Annotated in this window: 24 protein-coding genes and 1 tRNA gene; 17 read left to right on the top strand and 8 right to left on the bottom strand. The window is 48.2% G+C overall.

The window, feature by feature from the left end:
• Nucleotides 1–60 precede the first annotated feature (60 nt).
• Nucleotides 61–1,443, top strand: coding sequence for an MATE family efflux transporter (locus DW931_RS04475; protein ID WP_118467050.1), 1,383 nt, complete (start codon nt 61–63; stop codon nt 1,441–1,443).
• On the opposite strand, the gene DW931_RS04470 is transcribed toward DW931_RS04475, so the two are convergent.
• The 4 genes from DW931_RS04470 to DW931_RS04450 form a co-directional block, all read right to left on the bottom strand.
• Nucleotides 1,418–1,696, bottom strand: a complete 279-nt coding sequence (locus DW931_RS04470; RefSeq protein WP_118467052.1) for a DUF4160 domain-containing protein — start codon at nt 1,694–1,696, stop codon at nt 1,418–1,420. The genes DW931_RS04475 and DW931_RS04470 overlap by 26 nt on opposite strands.
• A complete protein-coding gene (locus DW931_RS04465) occupies nt 1,680–1,970 on the bottom strand; it encodes a hypothetical protein (protein ID WP_118467054.1) in 291 nt (96 codons plus the stop codon). The genes DW931_RS04470 and DW931_RS04465 overlap by 17 nt, the downstream gene beginning before the upstream one ends.
• A gap of 480 nt (nt 1,971–2,450) precedes the next feature.
• Nucleotides 2,451–3,299, bottom strand: coding sequence for an aminotransferase class IV (locus DW931_RS04455; RefSeq protein WP_118467058.1), 849 nt, complete (start codon nt 3,297–3,299; stop codon nt 2,451–2,453).
• Between the two features lie 117 nt (nt 3,300–3,416).
• Complete coding sequence (locus DW931_RS04450) at nt 3,417–4,559, bottom strand: hypothetical protein (protein ID WP_107001263.1); 1,143 nt, start codon at nt 4,557–4,559, stop codon at nt 3,417–3,419.
• Between the two features lie 212 nt (nt 4,560–4,771).
• Between DW931_RS04450 and DW931_RS04445 the strand changes: the two genes are divergently transcribed.
• Nucleotides 4,772–5,683: a LysR family transcriptional regulator gene (locus tag DW931_RS04445; RefSeq protein WP_118467060.1), complete on the top strand. Its 912-nt coding sequence runs from the start codon at nt 4,772–4,774 to the stop codon at nt 5,681–5,683.
• Between the two features lie 210 nt (nt 5,684–5,893).
• Here the strand turns inward: DW931_RS04445 and DW931_RS04440 are convergent, their stop codons facing one another.
• Both DW931_RS04440 and DW931_RS04435 read right to left on the bottom strand, forming a co-directional pair.
• Nucleotides 5,894–6,238 (bottom strand): cupin domain-containing protein, encoded by a 345-nt coding sequence (locus tag DW931_RS04440; RefSeq protein WP_107001261.1) that lies wholly within the window; start codon nt 6,236–6,238, stop codon nt 5,894–5,896.
• Between the two features lie 143 nt (nt 6,239–6,381).
• On the bottom strand, nt 6,382–7,179 hold the full coding sequence (locus tag DW931_RS04435; RefSeq protein ID WP_107001302.1) for a 4Fe-4S binding protein: 798 nt from the start codon (nt 7,177–7,179) through the stop codon (nt 6,382–6,384).
• Nucleotides 7,180–7,533: 354 nt separating this feature from the next.
• On the opposite strand from DW931_RS04435, the gene DW931_RS04430 reads away from it, so the two are divergent.
• From DW931_RS04430 to holA, 9 genes are all read left to right on the top strand, one after another.
• On the top strand, nt 7,534–8,709 hold the full coding sequence (locus tag DW931_RS04430; RefSeq protein ID WP_118467062.1) for an aminotransferase class I/II-fold pyridoxal phosphate-dependent enzyme: 1,176 nt from the start codon (nt 7,534–7,536) through the stop codon (nt 8,707–8,709).
• Between the two features lie 44 nt (nt 8,710–8,753).
• Nucleotides 8,754–9,323 (top strand): VanZ family protein, encoded by a 570-nt coding sequence (locus DW931_RS04425; protein ID WP_118467064.1) that lies wholly within the window; start codon nt 8,754–8,756, stop codon nt 9,321–9,323.
• Between the two features lie 26 nt (nt 9,324–9,349).
• Entirely contained in the window at nt 9,350–10,105 is a 756-nt protein-coding gene (gene truA, locus DW931_RS04420; RefSeq protein WP_118481997.1) for a tRNA pseudouridine(38-40) synthase TruA, read from the top strand.
• A gap of 129 nt (nt 10,106–10,234) precedes the next feature.
• On the top strand, nt 10,235–10,816 hold the full coding sequence (locus DW931_RS04415; protein ID WP_347559423.1) for a sigma-70 family RNA polymerase sigma factor: 582 nt from the start codon (nt 10,235–10,237) through the stop codon (nt 10,814–10,816).
• On the top strand, nt 10,813–12,267 hold the full coding sequence (locus DW931_RS04410) for a hypothetical protein (RefSeq protein WP_118626909.1): 1,455 nt from the start codon (nt 10,813–10,815) through the stop codon (nt 12,265–12,267). The genes DW931_RS04415 and DW931_RS04410 overlap by 4 nt, the downstream gene beginning before the upstream one ends.
• Nucleotides 12,268–12,277: 10 nt before the next feature.
• Nucleotides 12,278–12,547: a hypothetical protein gene (locus DW931_RS16055; protein WP_147353561.1), complete on the top strand. Its 270-nt coding sequence runs from the start codon at nt 12,278–12,280 to the stop codon at nt 12,545–12,547.
• 5 nt (nt 12,548–12,552) lie between these two features.
• Nucleotides 12,553–12,625 (top strand) — tRNA-Gln (locus DW931_RS04400).
• A 254-nt stretch (nt 12,626–12,879) separates the two neighbouring features.
• The gene (gene feoB / locus DW931_RS04395) at nt 12,880–15,240 is read left to right on the top strand and encodes a ferrous iron transport protein B (RefSeq protein WP_118481999.1); all 2,361 of its coding nucleotides are present in this window, start codon (nt 12,880–12,882) and stop codon (nt 15,238–15,240) included.
• Nucleotides 15,241–15,452: 212 nt separating this feature from the next.
• Nucleotides 15,453–16,436 (top strand): DNA polymerase III subunit delta, encoded by a 984-nt coding sequence (holA, locus tag DW931_RS04390; RefSeq protein WP_118482000.1) that lies wholly within the window; start codon nt 15,453–15,455, stop codon nt 16,434–16,436.
• Nucleotides 16,437–16,596: 160 nt separating this feature from the next.
• Here holA and rpsT read toward each other — a convergent pair whose 3' ends face one another.
• Nucleotides 16,597–16,860 (bottom strand): 30S ribosomal protein S20, encoded by a 264-nt coding sequence (gene rpsT / locus DW931_RS04385; RefSeq protein ID WP_022358531.1) that lies wholly within the window; start codon nt 16,858–16,860, stop codon nt 16,597–16,599.
• Nucleotides 16,861–17,377: 517 nt separating this feature from the next.
• On the opposite strand from rpsT, the gene DW931_RS04380 reads away from it, so the two are divergent.
• Nucleotides 17,378–17,872, top strand: coding sequence for a DUF2798 domain-containing protein (locus DW931_RS04380; protein ID WP_117795985.1), 495 nt, complete (start codon nt 17,378–17,380; stop codon nt 17,870–17,872).
• Nucleotides 17,873–17,927: 55 nt separating this feature from the next.
• Here DW931_RS04380 and DW931_RS04375 read toward each other — a convergent pair whose 3' ends face one another.
• On the bottom strand, nt 17,928–18,404 hold the full coding sequence (locus DW931_RS04375) for a GHKL domain-containing protein (RefSeq protein WP_182429134.1): 477 nt from the start codon (nt 18,402–18,404) through the stop codon (nt 17,928–17,930).
• Between the two features lie 495 nt (nt 18,405–18,899).
• Here DW931_RS04375 and DW931_RS04370 point away from each other — a divergent pair, with 495 nt between their 5' ends.
• The 5 genes from DW931_RS04370 to DW931_RS04350 all read left to right on the top strand — a co-directional run bounded on the left by DW931_RS04370 (nt 18,900) and on the right by DW931_RS04350 (nt 22,982).
• Nucleotides 18,900–19,415 (top strand): hypothetical protein, encoded by a 516-nt coding sequence (locus DW931_RS04370; protein WP_242995743.1) that lies wholly within the window; start codon nt 18,900–18,902, stop codon nt 19,413–19,415.
• Nucleotides 19,412–20,347: an ABC transporter permease gene (locus tag DW931_RS04365; RefSeq protein ID WP_117795983.1), complete on the top strand. Its 936-nt coding sequence runs from the start codon at nt 19,412–19,414 to the stop codon at nt 20,345–20,347. The genes DW931_RS04370 and DW931_RS04365 overlap by 4 nt, the downstream gene beginning before the upstream one ends.
• Before the next feature lie 98 nt (nt 20,348–20,445).
• Nucleotides 20,446–21,321, top strand: coding sequence for a diadenylate cyclase CdaA (gene cdaA / locus DW931_RS04360; protein ID WP_117795982.1), 876 nt, complete (start codon nt 20,446–20,448; stop codon nt 21,319–21,321).
• Nucleotides 21,299–22,675: a CdaR family protein gene (locus DW931_RS04355; protein WP_118482002.1), complete on the top strand. Its 1,377-nt coding sequence runs from the start codon at nt 21,299–21,301 to the stop codon at nt 22,673–22,675. Before cdaA ends, DW931_RS04355 begins: the two co-directional genes overlap by 23 nt.
• 43 nt (nt 22,676–22,718) lie before the next feature.
• On the top strand, nt 22,719–22,982 hold the full coding sequence (locus DW931_RS04350) for an HPr family phosphocarrier protein (protein ID WP_107001249.1): 264 nt from the start codon (nt 22,719–22,721) through the stop codon (nt 22,980–22,982).
• The last annotated feature ends 49 nt before the right edge of the window (nt 22,983–23,031 follow it).

Genomic DNA, 23,031 nt, shown 5'->3' with positions numbered 1-23,031 from the left:
TCATTATGGTAACGTAGATCTCAGCGTATAGATTTCAGCAAAGGAAAAGGATACAAACGTATGGAACGAGACAGCACACAGGAACAATATGAAGAAATGACGCAGACGCCGGTTCCGAAACTGGTACTGCGGCTGGCGGTTCCCACCACCATCAGTATGCTGGTAACTAGCATTTACAATATGGCAGACACTCTGTTTGTCAGCCAGCTTGGAACGAGTGTCAGCAGTGCGACCGGAGTGGTATTTGCATTAATGGCAGTAATCAATGCGTTTGGATTCATGTTTGGACATGGTGCGGGCAGCAATATCAGCCGGAAATTAGGGGCGCATGATGTGGAGAGTGCCCGTGTGTTTGCTTCCACCAGCTTCTTTTTAGCGTTCTTAGCCGGAGGTTGCATTGGAATATTAGGACTTTTATTTCATGTTCCATTTATGCGGCTTTTGGGAAGCACAGATTCTATTTTGCCTTATGCGCTTGAGTACAGCACATGGATTCTCATTTCCGCACCGGCGATGGCTTCCAGCTGTGTGATGAACAACATTCTTCGTTATGAAGGGAAAGCTTTTTTCGCCATGCTGGGGCTGGCATCCGGCGGTATTCTCAATATTTTTGGTGATATGTTTCTGATTTTTGAACTAAATCTGGGAGTGCGCGGTGCCGGTATCTCTACGGCTGTTTCGCAGTACATCAGCATGGCAATCTTGATCAGCCCGTTCTTTAGAAAAAAGGTACAGAGCCGGATTCATATCCGCTATATGACCCGGAGACTTTCCGATGTGACCAACATTATCGCAACCGGTTTTCCAAGCCTGATGCGTCAGGGACTTAACAGTATTTCTGTGATGATTTTAAACCAGTGTTCGGCTCCTTACGGTGATGCCGCCATCGCTGCCATGAGCATTGTGACCCGGGTCATCATGTTCCTGTTCTGTATTGCACTTGGCATCGGTCAGGGTTTTCAGCCTGTCAGCGCCTTCAATTACGGCGCGAAAAAATACAGCCGTGTGCGTGAAGCATTCTGGTTCAGCATCCGAAGCAACCTTGCTGTTATGAGTGTTTCTGCTTTGTTTGGAATAGTATTTGCTGCTCCTATTGTAAAAATGTTCCGCGATGATCCGGCGGTTATTTCCATCGGAATCACCGCGCTGCGTATCCAGTGTATTGCCCTGTTTTTCATGCCATTTTCCCTCTGTGGAAATATGCTGTTCCAGAGCATCGGACAGAGTGGAAAAGCAACTTTTTTGTCCATGATTCGAAGCGGTCTCGTCTTTATTCCGGTTTTGTGGATTCTCAGTTATCTGATTGGGCTTTTTGGAATTCAGACGTCACAGACGATTGCGGATGGGATAGCTGCGGCGATTACCATTCCGATGGTGGTGAGGTTCCTTCGGCGGATGCCGGAGGATGGGGAAGAATTTAGCAATAAAAGCGGATTTCTCTAAAAGTTGAATACCACAAATCAATAACCGATTTATTCCGGGCTTCGATGATCTGCATGATGATTCGGAGTTGTTTGTCTGGAATTTTCGAATTATTGTGGCACAAAAGACATTTTCCGGACTTTGTAATCCATATTTTGGTAGCATTGGGAGAAGGAACGCCCTTAGCAATATGAACGTGGACTGGTTCGAGCGGATTGTTTTCATTGACCCAGAAATAAACCGTATATCCAGCAATTTTAAAAACCTGCGGCATGATCAAGACCTCCTTCGATTCCACCTTCTCTTGCCAGCTGCAAAATGATGTGGGCGACGGATTCCAGAAGCTCCTGAAAATAATGGATATCTTCCTGAGAGAATCCCTGAATGTTTTCCCAGCGGTATTCCGGAAGCCAGCAGGTGGCGGAATAAAAGCCGCCCTGAACTGGTTTTTCGATTCGAACTTCGACTTCTTCTTTTCCTGAATTTTCCAGTATTTCGGAATGGACAATTTCTGTATTGTCATTTAAGGTCATAAAAGGGTATAACATTTTAAAAACGCCTCCTATATTTTTATATATTGCAAGTGATTCTATGTTGAGTTTGATTTTGTGAATTTTCAGCTATATGGTTGAACTTCACAGAATTTAAATGTTGCAGATTTTAGTGATTCTTTAACAAATCATTGATTTTGATGCTCAGACCCGGATAGATCCCAACCGGAATATCAGAATCAAACGAGTAAAGACAAGGGTCACTATCACGGTCATAATAGTAAACCACAACTTTTTCCTTTGCAGGATCGATAATCCAGTATTCCCGGACACCTGACTGGGAATAGATTCCATTCTACAGTTCGATTTCTATTACTGTTAAAGTAGCATATGAAAATAAAAATTGCAAGATACTTCGGTAATCTAAGATGAGGCGGCACTAAGATTTCAGACGGACAGCGGGAAAAATATGAAAAGAATTAAAAAAGAGCTGCCACGTTTTGAGTGACAGCCCTTGATTGGCAAATTTATGGATTTTTACCGTACCTTCGTATCTTCCGCATAAAACTCCGCATAAGCATCCTGCAAAGTCTTCAGCGTCTTCGGATCTTTTCCTCCGATTGGTTTTCCATCGAGTTCAACGGCCTGGATGCAGAGCCCACCGGAGCTGCTGACGATGATTTCGTCGGCGTCTGCCAGTTCCTGCATGGTAAATGGTGCCTCGCTGGTCGGGATGCCGTTTTTCTCAGCTAACATCAGCAGGTGTTTTAACGTGATGCCCGGAAGAATCAGATTATCTCTCGGTGGGGTGCAGAGAACGCCGTCCTTGATGATTAAGATATTGCTGTGGGCGCATTCGGTGACGCGTTCGCCGCGGTGGAAGACCGTTTCCTGGCAGCCCTGTTCGATGCAGCGCTGGTAAGCGATGACACTTGGAATCAGGTTCAGCGTCTTGATGTTGCAGTGCAGGAAACGGGTGTCCTCCATCGAGATCAGGCGGAAAGTCTTATCAAATGGAATCAGGTCGCACGGAACAGTAAAAATCATCAGATTTGGTTTTACGGTAGCAGGTGGAAACTGATGTCCACGATAGGTAGTTCCGCGGGAACACTGCCAGTACAGCATACCGTGGTCAATCTCATTGGCATCGATGCATTTCTGCAGCTCGGCACGCAGTTCTTCGCGCGACATTTCAAACGGGATTTCCAGCAGCTTGCAGCTGTTGTAGAAACGGTCGAGGTGGTCGTCTGCGGCAAAAATGTTGTTGTTTGCAAAGGTGGTGGCATCGTAGCAGCCATCTCCAAAATAAACGGCGCGGTCCAACATCGGGATTTTCATTTCCTCGAGGGGGCCGATTTCTCCATTGTAATATCCGACATATTTCATTGCATATACTTCCTTTCTATGTTGATTCGAAAATACCTCGTCAAGTGTTTACATTATACCACATCCGCCTATAAGATGAAATCTCCCACAGGCGGATGTGTTCTTATCATTACATATTTATTTGTCTTTATGTTTAATAATCTTATATCCGCCTACCAGCAGCGTCGGCAGCAGGTAGAAGAGGATAAATCCGTAAGACAGGTACGAATAGCCCTGCTCGATCAAGGTAACAACGCCGACGCGGGATAATACGAGTGCAGCGATCAGCGTGATGACCGTAATCAGACCGCGGTTTGTATCGGACAGCTTGGCAGCGCCCTTTTCCTCCATGGCAACGTCGAAACGGTCGATGATCATGTGGATGCAGCCAGTTGCCGTCTCAACCAGCGTCCAGCCCATAACGAGACTGAACAGTGCCATCAGTGCCGGTCCGCCGTTGACTGCCTTGATCATTTCCATCCACGGGGTTGTGACATCCGCGCCGACGATGGAGGTGTCACCGTAGAAGCACATCATCGCAAAGTAAGACAAAAACCACGGAATAACCATCAGAAGACCGGCGATCAGACCGGAAATAAAGGTTTCTTTCCGTTTGGTCTGGCGTGTCAGGGAGAACATGCCCATCGGGATGGAATTGATGTTGTAGGCAACATACAGGATACCGGTGTAAATGCACAGCGGAACAGTGACAGAGCCGTCGTAGGTGCTGGTGTCCATCGTGCTGAATACATGGGAAATGTTGCCGCCCTTGTTGACGAGTACCAGAATTGTAAACAGAATATAGCCGCCGTACAGTAAAATAGTACCGATCGATTCAAATTTCTCGATCATCTTGGAACCCTTAAAGTTCAAGAGTCCGCAAATCAGAACGATCACAACGGAGCCGAGAATATTCGGAAGTCCGACCTGCTCGAAAATACTTCCGGTTGCGGCTGCCATAACGGCAATCAGCAGAATCGCGATGAGGACAGTTAAAATATCCATCATCGGCCAGAGCGGTCCAATGACCTGCTTGATATAGTTTTTATAATCGTAAACCTTGTAGATCCGGCAGATCTCAAAGGTCAGGAAGGCAAACAGGGCAAAACCGATGCCGATCGTCAGTCCGGAGATCCAGCCCATTGCTCCGAATTTCGCACCGTAAGAATAAATCTCACGTCCAGTTGCATAGCCGCCGCCAATCAGAACCGATTGCAGCAGGACGCCCGGCAGAATGTACTTGGCGTATGTGCCTTCGTAGAAATTTTTGAATTGTTTCATACCTTTCACTCACTTTCTTTTGTTGACTATTAAAAATTATAAAGGATGAATGAAAAACTTGCCAATAGAAAGAACAGATATTATAATAAGGGAAACTTATAACAAAACAGGAAAAGCCAGATCGAAAGCCCGTAAATTGGGCGGCATGATTCATTTTTCTGCTCGATCGAAAAGACGCGATTACATATAGGATATAGAAATGGGGAAATAAGATGAATTTAAAACAGATGGAATATTTTGTGGCGGCGGCGGAGCAGCTGAATTTTACGCGGGCGGCGAAAAAATGTTTTATTTCGCAGACAGCGATGACACTGCAGATTCAGTCGTTGGAGGAGAAGATAGGGGTGCCGCTTTTTGTGCGGGACAAGCACCATGTCGAGCTGACGGCGGCGGGAAAGGTATATCTGAACGAGGCGCGGGCGATTCTGGTCCGCGCCGAGGAGGCGGCGAAGCTCGCGCGGACGGCAGCGGAAGGCGTAGCTGGGGAGCTGACGATCGGATTTATCCGGGGATATGAGCAGAGTCGTTTTTCGGAGACGCTCAGAAGTTTTCATGAGGCGTACCCGAATATTTCGATTCATCTGCTGCGGGAAAATATGAGCGCGCTCTATGAGCTGTTAGATAATGGAACCTGCGATCTTGCGTTTAATCTGTCTCTGTACACGCAGAATTACGAGGATTTAAAGCATCGGTTCCTCAAACGGTTTCCGATGATGGCGGTTCTTTATCCGGGACACACGCTGGCGGGAGAGAGCCATCTGATGTACCGTGATCTGGCGCGGGAAGACTTTATCATCATGCAGCCGCAGGGGCGCTCCAACGATGAGGCGGAAGAAGTATTGATTTGTTACAATAAGGGCGGTTTTATACCGAATATCGTGGCGCGTGAACGGGAGGTACAGACGGTGCTTCTGGAGGTGTCAGCGGGATTTGGCGTGGCGATTCTCCCGGAATATGCCGTCCGCCATTATCGGAATGCGCGGAATCTGGTGGTGGTTCCGCTTCTCCGCGCGGACGGCAGCCCGGAAGAGCTTGATTTTGAGATCGCATGGCGTCAGAGCAACCCGAATCCGGCGATTGAAAAGCTGCTGCAGTGGGTGGAGACACATGAGTATGTGGAATAATGAAAGCTGGAAGCTGCTGTTCATATCTGTTGAAGGGAGATTAACTGGAAAAATGAACACAACCATGTGCTTATAAAATGAAAAACAGGCATATCGCAGAGAAAAGGATGAAAATCATGCATGGATTCCTGCGGTATGCCTGTTTTGGAATAAATGGATAAGGGCTGCTATCAGTCGGGCTGCATGGTAAAAAGAGTTTGAGAGCAGTCTTTATTTAAATGGGAAAACAACCGTCAACATCCATTTAAATGCTTCCGGTGCATAAACGGCGTGCGGCTTTTTCGCCGGCATGACGAGAACTTCGCCTGCGTGAACCAGGTGCTCGACGCCATCGACCGTGAAGCGGCCGGTGCCTTCCAGAACGGTCACCATCGCATCTCCGGTGGAATCATGGGTGGAGATTTCTTCGCCTTTTGCAAATGCAAACAGAGTAACGCTGACAGCTTCGTTCTGTGCCAGAGTCTTGCTGACGATCTGACCGTCTTCTGCGTTTACCAGGCCGGCTAAAGACTGCACTTTTTCGTGAGTAATGTTTTTGATGTATGGGTATTCCATAATGAACCTCCTTAATAAAATCTCGTTTAGATATATAAATTTTCGTATTCTTTTGAGTCTGATTGAGTCCATTCGGCAGGTGTGTATGGAGAGCGGAACCTGCACGAAATGGTTGGGTAGGTCAATCGGGGGAATGGCAGATATTAATCTAAAATCCGCCCATCGATCGAAATGGTTGTTACCTGCCATGGAATGAATTTTCCGCTTGCCTGCAAGGCATTTTTAACTGCCTGTTCAATGCCTCCGCAGCATGGAACCTCCATGCGGACAACGGTCACGCTCTTGATATCGTTGCTGCGGATAATTTCGGTCAGTTTTTCGGAGTAATCGATGCTGTCCAGTTTCGGACATCCGATCAAGGTTATTTTACCATGGATAAAGTCCTGATGGAAGCGGCTGTATGCGTAAGCGGTGCAGTCGGCAGCGACCAGGAGCTTTGCCCCATCGAAATACGGTGCATGGATCGGAGCTAATTTAATCTGAACCGGCCAGTTTTGAAGGGCGCTCACCGGGATGGATGCTGAATCAGAAGGATTAAAAGTCTCGGCGCTATCTGCATGAGTATCGTCATGTTCAGAAGGAGCGCTTTCAGTGCGCTTCAGGAAACGGCTCATGGATCCTGGACATCCGCTGAATGCAGGGCGGGCGGAAGCGTTTGCAGAAGCAGCAGTATTTGCATTTTCCAGCACCTGTTTTGCCTTGCGGGCAGCCATATGAACCTGGACGGCCGCTTCATCGTAAGCCGCTGCTTCGCGCTCGACAAAAGAGATGGCACCGGTCGGACAGGCTGGCAGGCAGTCTCCCAGACCGTCACAGTAATCATCTTTTAAAAGAGCTGCCTTTCCATCAACCATGCCGATGGCGCCCTCGTGACAGGCAGAAGCGCAGAGCCCGCAGCCGTTGCATTTTTTTTGATCAATTTCAATAATTCTTCGTATCATGATAAAAACCTCGTCTTTCTTAACTTTCATGTATGAATTTCCTGTCCGTGAGGATAAAAGCACGGAACAATTACTGTTTCAATTACGAGATTAAGTATAATTGTTTTGCTGAGAAAAGTCGGTTGTTTTTACAACGTTTTTAGAAAAGCTACGGCAAATTCCGTTGTTGGACACGCCTTTACTTTCCTATATGCTTGTACTATAATTAATACTTATATAGCCAGATAAAAAGAATGGCGGAGAAAGGCTGAGAACCAGAAAAATCAAAGATAGAACGATGGAGAATGACAGAGTCAGGGGCTGTTGACTCAGCTGGTGGATAGAAGAACTTCTGAAAGCGAGGAAAAACATAAGATGAAATTTGCAAATAGAATGGACCGGTTTGGCGAGGGCGTGTTCTCCATGCTGGCGCAGATGAAGAAGAAAAAATTGGAAGAGGGGGAGATGATCGTTGATCTGAGCATCGGCGCACCGAATATTGCCCCCGCACCGCATATTTTAAAGGCGCTCAGCGAAGCCTGTCTGGTACCGGAAAATTACCTGTATGCAATTCAGGATCAGCAGGCACTTCTGGAGGCAGTGTCCGACTGGTATGCGCGCCGCTATGGAGTGGAGCTGAACCCGGAGACAGAGATTTGCTCTTTGCTCGGTTCCCAGGAGGGACTGGCGCACATCGCACTTTCGATCGTGGACGAGGGCGATGTGGTTTTGGTACCGGATCCGTGTTATCCGGTGTTTGCGGATGGTCCGTCTTTGGCGGGGGCAGAGCTTTACTATATGCCGCAGCGCGAAGAAAATCACTACATCATTGATTTGAAGGAAATTCCGGAGGAAGTCGCTCAGAAAGCGAAATTTATGATTGTTTCCTACCCGAACAATCCGACGGCGGTGCTGGCTCCAGACAGTTTCTATGAGGAATTGATTGCATTTGCAAAGAAATATGATATTATCGTTCTTCACGACAACGCCTACAGTGAGCTTGTGTTTGACGGAAGAACCTGCGGAAGTTTCCTGCGTTTTCCGGGCGCACGCGAGGTCGGCGTGGAGTTTAATTCGCTGTCAAAAACGTACGGATTGGCGGGCGCGCGCGTCGGCTTCTGTGTGGGAAATGAGGAAGTGGTCAGTCATCTGAAAACATTGAAATCCAATATGGATTACGGTATGTTCCTGCCGATCCAGAAGGCAGCGATCGCGGCGATTACCGGTGACCAGAGCTGTGTGGCTTCGACGAGGGCGGCATATGAGAGACGGCGCGACTGTCTGTGCGACGGACTTGCATCCATCGGTTGGAAGATGGAGAAACCGGAGGGAACGATGTTTGTCTGGGCACCGATTCCGGCTGGATTTACGGATTCACTGGAGTTTGTAAAGGCTTTATTTGAAAAAGCAGGTGTTCTGGTAACACCGGGCAACGCATTTGGACCGTCGGGCGAAGGTCATGTGCGGATGGCACTGGTGCAGGACGAGGATGCGATTGCGCTGGCGGTGCGCCGGATTGCAGAGAGCGGCATTTTACAATCCAATCAGTAAAGATATAAATCAATAGAAGATAGAATGGATACAGGAATTTATAGATGAATGTGGAAAAAAATATCCGGGGAAGACAGAGAGTCCTGGTGACGGTCTGGATCTGGCATATTGTTTTAATTTTATATATTTTGTTTATCTACTCCAATTCCATGCGTCCGGCAGTACAGTCATCGGCGGAGAGCGGACGGATCCTCCGGTTTTTGCAGAAGCTGGCAGCAGAGTCCGGAGTGGCTGTACCATGGCTGACCGAACATATTGTGCGCAAATGTGCTCATTTTATTGAATATACAGGGCTGGGAATGCTGCTTAGACAGAGTGATGCCTGTGTGCGCAGGAACCGGACTGTCTCAGAAAAAATGCGGATAGAGGATTTGGTTGATCGGGGAGATGGGACTGGGAGAATGTGTGCGCTGACACCGGACGGACATGTATGGCTGGAACTCCATCGTATCGCTATTTTTGCGGTCCCGTTTCTGGATGAGACGATTCAGCTGTTTACCGAAGGACGTTCCGGGCAGCTCAGCGATGTATGGCTGGATATGGCGGGAGCACTGACTGGAACGGTGCTATATCTGGCAGCGAGGCGGATATATTTGCGAATAAAGAAAGAATGAAGATAGATAACACATGGAGAAAAAATATGTCGGATCGAAATATAAAAATTACCCTGCAATATGACGGAAGCCGTTATGACGGCTGGCAGAAGCAGGGAAACACGGACAAGACGATACAGGGAAAATTAGAGCAGATTCTGGAGAAAATGGCAGGGCAGACGGTAGAGGTGCACGGTTCCGGACGGACAGATGCGGGGGTCCACGCATGGGGACAGGTGGCGAATTTCCATCTTCCGGCGTCCTGTGCCGGGATGAGCGCGGAGGAGTTGAAAGCGTACCTGAACCGCTATCTCCCGGATGATATCGCTGTTTTATCGGCACAGGAGGCGGGAACGCGTTTTCACAGCCGTTTAAATGCTGTTTCCAAGACGTACTGCTACCGGATTGAGACGGCAGCGAAGAAAAATGTATTTGAGCGCCGATATGTGTACGGTCTGGGGGAACCGCTGGACATAGCGGCCATGAGGCGGGCGGCTGCGTATCTGACAGGTGAGCACGATTTTAAAGCATTCTGCTCGTTGAAACGGATGAAAAAATCGACGGTGCGGAATCTCACTGCCATCGAGATTGCCATGCGGGAAAGTGTGTGCGAACTACATTTTCGTGGCAATGGCTTCCTATATAATATGGTAAGAATCCTGACCGGAACACTGATAGAGGTAGGACTTCATAAGCGGACACCGGAATCGGTGGCGGAGACGCTTTTTTCCTGTGACCGAGCGTTGGCGGGCTTTACGGCGCCGCCGGAGGGGCTTTTTCTGGAACGGGTCGAGTATGAATAAAGCTGCATTGATTTTTGCCAGCTGTTGCGAGGAGCTGGACAGGAATCAGAAAAAATTCATAACAAATGCAATAAGAACTGGTTTATCTGCATTAAGTTATATAGAAAGGAAATTTCGTCCATGTTTTTGATGGGGCTTTTAACGACCATGGAAGAGACGGTCGCCTATGATAAGATGAGCGATGAAAAGCTGCTTTTGCGAGTGGCAGAGGGAGATAAGGCGGCGTTTCAGCAGCTTTATCAGAATACGGATAAAACTATATACGGTTTTATTCTGTCGATTTTGCGGAATCCGCAGGACTCTGAGGAGGTCATGCAGGAGCTTTATTTAAAGGTCTGGACTTCTGCTGGAAGCTATCAGTCGCAGGGCAAACCGCTGGCGTGGATGTTTACGATCGCTAGAAATCTTTGCTATATGCGTTTCCGTGACCAGAAGCATGAAGCGGATATCGGGCTTTCGGATCTTTCTGAGATGGAGACAGGGGAATTCTGTCCCCAGATAGAGGATGCTGCGGATAAGATGGTATTACACGCAGCACTCAAAATATTAAATGAAGAAGAACGGCAGATTGTACTTCTGCGGACATCAGCGGGGTTAAAACATCGTGAGATCGCGGCAGATTTGGAGATGCCGCTGGCAACGGTGCTTTCCAAGTACAACCGTGCTATGAAAAAACTGAAAAAACACCTGAGAGAGGAGGGAGTACATTGACCGATCACTCTGAAACAGCGTGGGAACAGGATGAGATTGAGTCACATCTGCGGTCGGCGATGGACGCCCTGACTCCCAACGTATTCGATAAAATCGATCTCTCGACGCCACAGGAGATCTATGTAAAACCATCCCGCCGTGTACGGATGTACCGCCGGATGCGGACCGTGGCGATGGCAGCAGCCGCCTGCCTGTGTGTGGCTGTGTTAGGAGGCGGTGTTTCATTTTACCAGAATCACCGTGTCGATTCGGTGATTGGCATCGATGTCAATCCGAGTATTGAGCTTTCCGTCAACCGGAACGAGAAAGTATTGCAGGCGAATCCGCTTAATGAGGATGCGGAGACGATCCTGGATGATATGAATTTGAAAAATGTAGACCTTGATATTGCGGTCAACGCATTGATCGGTTCGATGGTCCGGAACGGTTATCTGGATGAACTGGACAATGCGATTCTGGTTACCGTGTCCAATGAGAATGAGAAAAAGGCATCATCATTGCGTCAGGATGTCGTAGGGGATGTAGAGTCTTCCCTGCAGGAACACGCGGTACAGGCGGTTGTCTATGACCAGCGGATGAAGGTAACCGGGGAGATTCAGGATCTGGCGGAGAAATACAATATTTCTTATGGAAAAGCATATTTTCTGCGGGAGCTGATCCGGGATAATGACCTGACCGAAAATGATATGAAAAAATTTGCCGGTATGACGATGGAAGAGATTGCGCGGGAGATCGCAGATCGTGCTTATACGGTAGGTTATTCGAAGACGGACAGCACCATTGAGACGGATGCGGCTCTGGTTCATGAGGTGACATTGCCGCAGACCGAGGAAGAAACCTTAGCGGAGACGACCGTGGAAAGCACCGGTCAGCCGGAAAATGAACCGACGCCGGCAGAGCAGCCATCGACTGCTGCACGCCCGGTGGAGACAACCGCCGCAGCAGATGAGGACGAGGAAGAAGTCGATTCGGGAGGCAAGAAAGCGAAGATTGACTATGTGGACTACGAGAGCGGTTCGCTGAACATCGTTTTTAAGGAAAAGGTTAAATGGAAAAATCCGACCGTGTCGGTGGTAGATCCGGACGGTCAGAGCTATTCGGCGAGAATCACGGACACAGGCGGAACCTCCTGTGAGATTCACGTCAAAGGGCTTCCAGCCAATACGGAGTGCACGTTTACGCTCGGCGGAGTGGCAGTGCGGGACGGCGGCTCCTTTGGTACGGTAAAAGGCTATTTCGAGACGCCGGATATTGCGGATGATCTGATTGATGAGGATGACGACGATGCGGATGATGAGACAGTGGAGACAAAGCCGTCCGAGACATCCCGCGCGCCGGAGACACTGACAGAAGCAGTAAAAGAGAGCACGCACTCGGAGACAGAGTACAGTCAGATGGAGACAAAGCCGACGGAAAAAGAAACGAAGACAGATGCGGAGTCAGCTAATTAAAGCGGAGTGTATGAGGATATATGATTCCTGCTGCCTGAACCATGATATGTCTGGAGTTACCAGAAGTTGGATTCGGGCAGCAGGAATTTTAAGAATCATTAGAATTATTTGCAGGAAGCCTCGTGACGGAAAATATCCGGGGCATTACGAGACTGTAAAATGTTTCGAACTGGTAAATAATTATAATTGTTCAAAAAAACATAAGTGTTTGAAAAAAATACTTGACGAAACAAAAATTTATGATATAATAATAAATGTGGCTGAGATAGCTATGAAATAAAAGATTGGGCTATCGCCAAATGGTAAGGCAACGGACTCTGACTCCGTCATTTTCAAGGTTCGAATCCTTGTAGCCCAGCTATTTTGAGACAGTAAGGATGATTCATCCTTGCTGTTTTTCTTTTATCTTTTCTATTTTTTTCTGATTGGTAGATTCTTAAAGATTCCAACGATTGACAAATTCCCTAAAGTACAATAGACTTATCTGGAAACATAATTGAGAAAAAGTTTCAATAGTATTTTTCTCTCTATGCTTTGCTTCAAAATCAGGCGGATGTAGAAGCCTGATGACATACAATGAGTTTGACCAATGAAGAGAGATGGAGGCAGAGAATGACATTAAAGGATTTACCAATAGGAAAAACTGCAACCGTTCGGGCAGTTGGCGGAGAAGGTGCACTGCGGCATCATTTTCTGGATATGGGATTGATTCCGACTGCATCGGTTACGATGGTAAAATATGCGCCGATGGGCGATCCGGTTGAGGTGCGGATTCATAGCTATGAACTGACGTTGCGTCTGGCGGATGCAGAGAAGATAGAGATTGAGAATGTACGCGAGGCAGGAACCGAAGCAGCGGACAAAAAGGAACATGGGATTCCGATGGCGCGCGCGATCGATCACCCTGGACTCGGAGAAGGTGGAAAATACCATAAAAAGGCGGAGGAACACCCATTGCCGGATGGCACCGTCCTGACGTTTGCCCTGGCAGGTAATCAGAACTGTGGCAAAACGACGCTTTTTAACCAGCTGACCGGATCCAATCAGCATGTGGGGAATTTCCCGGGTGTGACGGTGGACCGGAAGGATGGCACGATCCGCGGACATGAAAATACGAAAGTGACCGACCTGCCAGGAATCTATTCCTTATCGCCATATTCGAATGAGGAGCTGGTGACGCGCCAGTTTATTTTGCAGGAGCACCCGAAGGGAATCATCAATATCGTGGATGCGACAAACATTGAGCGCAACCTGTATCTGACCATGCAGCTTCTGGAACTGGATATTCCGATGGTTCTGGCGCTTAATATGATGGACGAGGTGCGCCAGAACGGCGGTTCTGTCCGTGTCAACGAACTGGAGGAAGAACTGGGAATTCCGGTTATCCCGATCTCAGCGGCAAAGAATGAAGGAATCGGAGAGCTGATCGATCATGCGCTTCATGTAACGCATTTTCAGGAGAAGCCGGGACGGCAGGATTTCTGTGATGCGGATTATCACGGTGGTGCGGTGCACCGCTGCCTGCATGGTATTATGCATCTGATTGAAGATCACGCGCAGAATGCGGGTATTCCGGTGCGCTTTGCTGCATCGAAGCTGGCAGAAGGCGATGAGGAGATTGAGGCGCGTCTGAATCTGGACACGAATGAAAAAGAGACGCTGGAACATATTATCTGCCAGATGGAGAAGGAACGCGGGCTGGATCGGGCAGCTGCGATTGCGGATATGCGGTTTGGTTTTATCGAAAAAGTCTGCAGGCAGACAGTCGTCAAACCGAGGGAAAGCCGGGAACACCAGCGAAGTGTGAAGATTGACCGTCTTCTTACCGGAACCTACACGGCGATTCCGGCATTTATTGCAATCATGGGTCTGGTATTCTGGCTGACATTTAATGTGATTGGCGCGGTCCTTTCAGATGGTCTGGAACTGGTGATTGGATGGCTGACAGAGCGGGCAGACGCAGCGCTGACAGCGGCAGGTATCAATCAGGTACTCCATTCCCTGCTGATCGATGGTGTGTGCAATGGTGTCGGAAGTGTTTTGAGCTTTCTGCCGATCATTGTGACGCTGTTTTTCTTCCTGTCGCTTTTAGAGGACAGCGGTTATATGGCACGTGTGGCGTTTGTGATGGATAAACTGCTTCGAAAGATCGGTCTTTCCGGACGGAGCATCGTGCCGATGCTGATTGGCTTTGGCTGCACGGTACCAGGAGTCATGGCAAGCCGGACGCTTTCTTCGGAGCGGGATCGAAAAATGACGATCCTGTTGACTCCGTTTATGAGCTGTTCCGCCAAGATTTCGATTTATGCGTTTTTTACCGCTGTCTTTTTCCCGCATCATGGGGCGATTGTTATGATTGCACTTTATCTGTTGGGAATCCTGATGGGAATTTTGATGGCAATGCTTCTTAAAACAACTTTATTTAAGGGTGAAGCCGTTCCGTTCGTCATGGAGCTTCCGAACTACCGGATGCCGGGGGCGCGCAATGTCGCCCAGCTTCTCTGGGAAAAGGCAAGGGATTTCCTGCAGAAAGCATTCACGGTTATTTTTGTGGCGACGATTTTAATCTGGTTCCTTCAGACATTTGATCTGCACCTGAATGTTGTGTCCAATTCCCAGCAGAGTCTTCTGGCGGTTATTTCTGGTGTGATTGCACCACTGTTTGCGCCGATGGGATTAGGCGACTGGCGTGTCTGCACGGCACTTCTGACCGGATTTATGGCAAAAGAGAGTGTTGTATCAACGCTGTCGGTTCTGTTCGGGACGACTCAGAGCCTGCGTGACATTCTGACCCCTCTTTCAGTGGTCAGTCTGCTGGTTTTCTGCCTGCTCTATACGCCGTGCGTGGCAGCGATTTCATCGGTCAGACGTGAACTGGGCGGAAAATGGGCTTGCTTTGTCGTGGTGGCGCAGTGCGTGATTGCGTGGATTGTAGCGTATGCGGTCTATCTTTTGCTGGGGATGGTAATGTAGGTTTTGACTGAAAGTGAACCAAGGAAAAATTTCAAGCAACAAAAAGAGCTGCTGTTTTATTCTTTTTATGGGTTTACAGTAGACAACATTTTAGAAAAATGTTTATAATAGTAGGAAGTGAAAAAATGGACAGGAAAGTAACCGGATGGACAGTCATTCGAAAAAATAGATCTGTTTTTATCGAATAGAACCAGGAGGCGGGGACGGAGTTAATGCAGACGATCAATGAAGACATCAAAAATGGCACATTTAAGCCGGTTTATCTGCTATACGGCGAAGAGGCGTTTTTGAAGCAGAGTTATAAAAAGAAGCTGCGGGCGGCGATCTCGGGCGATGATACGATGAACTACAATTATTTCGAGGGAAAAGGGCTGGATGTGAACGAGCTGATTAGTCTGGCGGACACGATGCCATTTTTCAGCGAGCGGCGTCTGATTCTGATCGAGGACAGCGGATTTTTCAAGACTTCTTCGGAGGCGCTGGCGGAGTATCTGCCGACGATGCCGGACACGACCTGTATCGTATTTGTGGAGGAGGCGGTCGATAAGCGAAACAAACTCTACAAAAAGGTCAAGGATCTGGGTCACATTGCGGAGATGAAGCGGCAGGACAGCGCGCAGCTCGCCAGATGGGCGGCGACGATCCTGGCGCAGAATGGGCGGAAGATCACGCCCTCCACGATGAATCTCTTTTTGGAGCGCGTCGGCGATGATATGGAAAACATCCGGATGGAGCTGGAAAAACTCATTTCCTACACGATGGGCAGTGAGGTAGTGACGGCAGAGGATGTGAAAGTCATCACGACCGTGCAGATCACGAACAAGATCTTCGACATGGTAGCGGCGATCACGGCGGGAAAGACGAAGCGGGCGATGGATCTGTACGAAGACTTGCTGACACTCAGGGAGCCGCCGATGCGGATCCTGTTCCTGATTGCCAGACAGTTTAACCAGCTTTTGCTGGTGCGAGAATTGCAGGCGTCCGGCGCAGACCGGGGGACGGTTGCCTCGAAATTGAAAGTACCTCCGTTCGTAGCCGGAAAACTCAGCAGCCAGGCGGCGGCATTTACGAAAGAACAGCTCATTTCCTATGTGCAGACCTGCGTGGATGCCGAGGAGGCAGTCAAGACCGGGCGGATGGGCGACCGGCTGGCGGTGGAGCTGCTGATCAGTCAGCCCAGAAGTTCCGTGTGCTGATTCTAAAGGGCAGTGCCAGCATCAGAATCAGCGGTTCTTCGGCCGGACCCGGCTGGAAAAGAAGCAACAAAAAACCATTATTCTGTCACACCCACAGAATAATGGTTTTTTAATTTGGGTTAATTTTTAATATATAATTCGAAAGATCCGCTCTGGATAATTAAGCCAGAGTATTTACAGCCTTGGAAAGACGGGATACTTTGCGGGAAGCTGTATTCTTGTGGTATACGCCCTTGGAAGTAGCCTTGTCGATCTCGCTGGTAGCAGCTAATAATGCAGCCTGTGCAGCAGCCTTATCTTTTGCAGCAACAGCAGCTTCAACTTTCTTAACAGCAGTTTTAACTTTGGATCTGATAGCCTTGTTTCTTGCAGCTCTTGTCTCTGCAACTAAGATTCTTTTTTTTGCGGATTTAATGTTAGCCAATGTAGTGTACCTCCATCATAAATTCTTTTATTTTGATTCGTAATTCATTTTGTATTTGGTTTGCATTAAAGCCTGGACACGGACAGTTCAATGTAAACATACTATTACATTCTATCGAATAAAGGCAATATTGTCAATATCTATTTGCCTGTTTTTAGGGAAAAATTAGGAAAAAATGAAAGGGGAGCTGAAAAAGCAGCTCTTGTCAAGTTGCATAAGCGGAATAAAAAATAGAAAAAATTGATCGTTCAATATGATGAAATTGTGTAAAAATAAAAAAAGTGCTTACACGAATGGAAAAAAGACGTTATAATAGCGAACCGTAACCCAAATCGAATATAGTTTGAAAAAACGCAGTGAGATTGCATACAGCAGTAGAGATCGAAACGAGTTTCCGATTTCTGCTGCCTTTTATTTTGTGAAATTTATCACGGACAGCATCTTGCGCGTGGGTGTGCCGGACTGATTTTCCGATGCATCTGGATAGAAGCAATTATTTTATAGGAGGAGAATGAAAATGCCAAGAAATAAGAGAGAAAGTTTTATCTATTCCGTTATCATGTGTTTCACTATGGTACTCTGGATGAGTATGTACAATGTAACCCTTCATATGGGACATTTATCCTTGGAAACGATCCGCGAAGGATGGATCGGATTCCCGTTTGCATTCGTGTATGCGTTTCTGTTTGACTGGTTCATCGTGTCCGGTCCGGCGAAGGGAATTGCGTTCCGTTACTTTGTATCACCGGAGAGCAGCACACTTCGTAAAGTAATCACGATCTCCTGCTGCATGGTCGTTCCGATGGTATTTGTTATGTCCTTATATGGCGGTCTGGAAGCCTGCGTGAAATCCGGCGCATGGAGCCAGCTGCTCATCATCTGGCTGACCAATATTCCGAAGAATATCATCATGGCGCTTCCGTTCCAGCTCATCGTAGCAGGTCCGCTGGTGCGCCGCGTGTTCCGTACCGCATTCCCGGAGGGAACCGTGCTGCAGGAACCGGTTATGTAGGGAGATAGCAGAAAATTTATATTATATAAAAAGAGGATATCTGGTTTTTGTATCATTATGGGTTCAGCAATACCGAAGCATAAAATACGCGGTCCCGCCATTCAAACCGTGCATCGCCGTGGTACTGTTCGGCGATCATGCGGATCGATTCGGTTCCGATGCCGCTTCCCGCAGGTTTGGTCGATACCAGTTTTTCATTCATCCAGGTAGGGCTGAATGCGCTGGTGTTGTCCGTGGTGATGGACAGGGTGGAGGTACCCGTCTGCACCGCGGAGAGACGGATGAAAGGCGGCGTGTTTTCAGAGCCGGAACACCCGGTCTGACAGGAGAAAAAGTTGTAGCCGAAGAGCGCCTGACAGATGCAGAAAGCGGCGGCACGCACGACCAACAGATAATCGATGATAAATAAATATAGAAATAAAATCATTCCGATCTCGGCGTCTACTATCAGCTTAAATAAAACGCCAAAGCAAGGGAGCGCGAGGTATTGCACCCATACACTGGACAAACCATCTACAATCGCGATTTTCAAAACAAAATCCCTCTTTTCTTCTGATTGTCTGGGAAAAGGCTGCTTACGCATGTTTCGAACCTTTTGATCCTAATATCATAAAGATGTTGGGGTCAAAAGGCATTTTGACCCCTCTGATACCAGATTGCTCCGCACTATATGCTCCCGCAATCTTCAAATACATTCGTAATTCGCTCATTTTTCTTTGAAAAATGGCTACTTACTCATGTTTTTGGCGGGTCCCAAGGTCAAAAATGCTCCTGCAAGCAAGCTTGCGTCGAACTTCTGACCTTTTGACCCTGGTATCATCATAAAAGTATCATAACATAAAAAGAAGCAAAAAAGGCATAGTTTTTACATCTTATGAAACAGACTTGATACGCTCTGCCGATCATGCGAAAATGTGTGATCGGCAGAGCTCTTTTTTGATGTCTGACAATCCCTTACAAATTTATGAAAAACCTATGAAAAATCCCCCCGCCCCCTCGCCAAGAGAAAAAAGTTATGTTATAATTTATGGAAGAATGCGTTTTTGGCGCAGCGGTTTCAGAAACGGGACGTATTGAACCGGAAGCCGCGGCATATATAAAAAAGGAACCATGTATGCTCAACGAAGACAAGATAAAATTAATGACCGAACTGGCACTGTTTGAGAAGAAGCATGCTTCCCAGATGAAAACAGTCAATCAGTATTTTAAAAGCGACTATATCAGCCGCAATCTGCTCCGGGGATTTATAAGCTATACATTGTGCAGCATACTTCTCTTTGGAATGTGGATATTATTTAATGTAGAAGTAGTTCTGAGTTCGATAGGAATGGATGAACTGAAGGGACTGGCTTTTCGAGGAGGAGCTTTATACCTCGGGGGGCTTTTTCTGTATGTCGTGCTGACGATCATCGTGTATGGCGGGCGGTATGAGTACGAGGAAAAGAGGAACCGGATCTACATAGCGAAACTGAAACATCTGGATAAGCGCTACGATATACACCGGCGCGCCAGAAAAATGGAGAGAGAGAGGAGAGGCAGATGAGAGGACTCCTTGCAGGGAAAGAAGCACTCAAGGCTTTCTATGCGAGATACAGTGCATTTGTGAATGCATTCCTGCGTTTTATAACTGCCTTTGCGGCGGTGTTTCTGATTAACCAGAACATCGGACTGATGCCGAAACTGAGCGGCGGTCTGGTGCCGCTGTTTGCGGGAATTATATGTGCATTTCTCCCATTTGGAGCCATTGCGTTTCTGATTGGGATTTTTTTGCTGGCACAGCTCTTTGCAGCATCGATGGAAGTGGCGCTCATTACCTTGGTGTTCCTTCTGATCGTGGTGCTGCTGTATTACGGATTTCAGCCGGGTGACAGCGCGTACCTGATTGTAACGCCGATCTTGTTTTTTCTGAAGGTGCCGTTTGCAGTCCCGATGATTCTTGGACTGACTGGAAGCCTCGTATCGGTGATTCCGATGAGCTGCGGGATTTTTCTGTACTACGTGATTCTGTATGTGAAGCAGAACGGAAGCTTCCTGGCAGGCAGTGAGCAGACTGAGATCACGCAGATGCTGGCGCAGGTCATCAAAAACCTGCTGGCAAACCCGGCGATGCTTGTCATGATTGCGGCATGCTGCCTGGGGGCGCTGACGGTCTGTGTGCTCAAGAAACTGTCGATCAACTACTCCTGGGGGATCGCGATCGGAGCTGGCCTTATTTTACAGATTCTGGTTGTGTTTATCGGCGATTTCCGCTTTGGCGTTCCGGTGTCCGTGCCGGAGCTGATTGTAGGAATGATTGGTGCGGTTATTGCATCGCTGATCTATCAGCTGTTTGTTTTTTCGGTCGATTACAGCCGGACTGAGTACACGCAGTTTGAGGATGACGATTATTATTACTATGTGAAAGCGGTTCCAAAGATTGCGATCTCGAGGACGGATGTAAAAGTACAGGAAATCAATAAAGTAAAGAGAAGATAGACTATTTTATAAAAGAAACTTGTTGTTAAAAGAAATGCGTGACGGGTCATATGTACGTGACTGGTAACAGAAACGCAGCCCGAAAGGGAGGGAAAAGAATGGCAGAGATACTGGCGGAGATTTATTCGTGGATCTCGTTCGTACCGAAGATAACCTTTAAAAATTTAATAGAGATCGCGATTATAGCAATTCTGGTATATGAAATGCTGATCTGGATCAAAAATACGCGGGCGTGGACGCTTCTGAAGGGTATTATTTTTATTCTTGCATTCTTTCTGGCAGCTGCGATCCTGGAACTGGATACGATTCTGTGGCTTCTGGAAAAGACGTCGTACATTGCGGTGACGGCGATCATCGTTATTTTTCAGCCGGAGCTGCGGAAAGCACTGGAACAGATCGGAAGCCAGAACGTGCTGACGACGCTGTTTTCAACGGATGATACGAAGAAAAATGAGGATTTCAGCGAAAAGACGATCGCAGAGCTGGTGCGTGCTTGTTTTGAGATGGGAAAAGTCAAGACGGGCGCCTTGATCGTCATCGAGAGGGGCACGCCGCTTGGAGAGATCGAGCGGACGGGCATCGAGGTCGATGGTATCGTGACGAGCCAGCTTCTGATCAATATTTTTGAGCACAACACGCCGCTGCACGACGGCGCAGTCGTGATTCGCGGTAACCGTGTGACGGCGGCGACCTGTTATCTGCCGCTCTCGGACAATATGGATATCAGCAAGGCATTGGGAACCAGACACCGTGCGGCAGTCGGAGTCAGTGAGGCGACCGATAGCGTGACGCTGGTTGTATCGGAAGAGACAGGGCGTGTGTCGGTGGCTGTGTCCGGACGGCTTAAGAGTGTCAAGGATGGAGATGAACTGAGAGATATATTGTCAGTTCTGGTAAAACGGGAAACGGAAAACACAGGTCGTTTCAGAATATGGAAGGGAAGACGCAGAAATGAAAGAAAAGCTGACGAATAATCTTGCGATCAAGCTGATTGCCCTGTTCTGTGCTTTCTTTGTGTGGCTGGCAGTCGTGAATGTGGCGAACCCGATCAAGGTATCGACGAGGGAGGTTCCGGTCACGATCACGAACGATCAGGTGCTGGAGCAGGCGGATCTTGCCTATGATGTGGTAGGCAAAAAAACGGCGACGATCAATTTCAAGATCCGGACGAAGGATGATTATAAGGTAAAGGCGTCGGATTTCAACGCCTATGCGGATTTATCGGAAATGTATGATGTGACGGGTGCGATCCCGATCCGAGTGGAAGTGGTGAACAATGAGGAACTGCTGGAGTCCACGCCGGTTGTGAAGTCCCCGGAGGTCATCAAGATCACGACCGAGGCGCTGCAGACCAAGGCATTTACGCTGAAAGCGTATCCGCAGGGCAAGGCGGCAGACGGTTACGAGGCAGGTGAGGTGACAATGGTGCCATCCCAGGTGACGGTTAAAGGACCAACCTCCCTGATCGGACAGATCAGCAGCGTGGGTATCCGTTTTAATATTGACGGTGCTGCGGCGGATGTCGGTGGAACAGCAACACCGGAGTATTTTGACGCCAATGGAAATGTGCTGTCAGATTTGGGAGATTCTGTCAAGACGGTTGGCGGAGATGTCTCTTATACGATGCAGATCCTGAAAGTAAAAGAAGTACCGCTTGATTTTGACGTCAGTGGTGAAGTGGCGGATGGATACCGCTATACGGGTCCGAAGACGGATATCAAGTCGGTGTCTGTGGCGGGGCTTAAGACGGATCTGGCATCGGTCAGCACGCTCACGATTCAGGGACCGTCCCTTAATGTGCAGGGCGCGACGAAGAATGTGGAGTGCGAGATCGATCTGGATGATTATCTGCCGTCCGGGCTTACGATCGTGGGACTGGACAGCACGACGATCAACGTGACACTACAGGTGGAGAAGTTGATAGAGAAGACCTTTACGGTCAAACCGGAGGATGTGACTCTAAACGGAAAGAACAGCAGCTACAGCTATACCGTCGAAGATACGAAGATGGAAGTCAAGGTACAGGGACTTGAGGAGGATTTAAGCAGCCTGTCGGCGGCGAAGATGAATATCCGGGTCGATGTATCAGGCATGGGACTGGGCGAGCACACGGCAGCGGCGCAGTTCCAGCTGGGGGACGCGTATAAGATGCTGTCGGCGCCGGCTGTGACAGTGCGGGTCAGCGAACATGGAAGCTCCAGTGCCCAGACGACGGAAAGCACCGAGAGTGACCGTGGAGACACGGGCAGCCAGAGCAGTTCCAACCGGGAGAGCGGGGCAAGCTCGGCAAAAGAAAATGTGGATGCAGAGAGCGGCAATGCTGCATAAAGCATGGTATGCCATCCACAAATGAGGAGAAAGAAGTTAAACAATGGTAAAAGCAAAAATTAAATTAAAAAACCCGACCGGTCTGCATTTGAGACCGGCGGGAATCCTGTGTAATGAGGCGGTAAAATTCGATTGTTCTGTCCAGTTCCAGTTCCGTGGCACCGTGTCCAATGCAAAGAGTGTCCTGAGCGTGCTTGGGGCGTGCATCAAGAGCGGTGATGAGATCGAGTTTATCTGTGATGGAAAAGACGAGGAGGAAGCTCTGTCGGCGATGCTGAAAATAGTTGATGACGGGCTGGGCGAGTAGGGAAAACCGGTGCGGTAAAAGAATGTGTACAGACGTACAGATAGGATGA

The sequence above is a fragment of the Clostridium sp. AM43-3BH genome (assembly GCF_003479985.1).
Lineage (GTDB): Bacteria > Bacillota > Clostridia > Lachnospirales > Lachnospiraceae > Otoolea > Otoolea fessa.
This window is presented reverse-complemented; position numbering and strand designations above follow the sequence as displayed.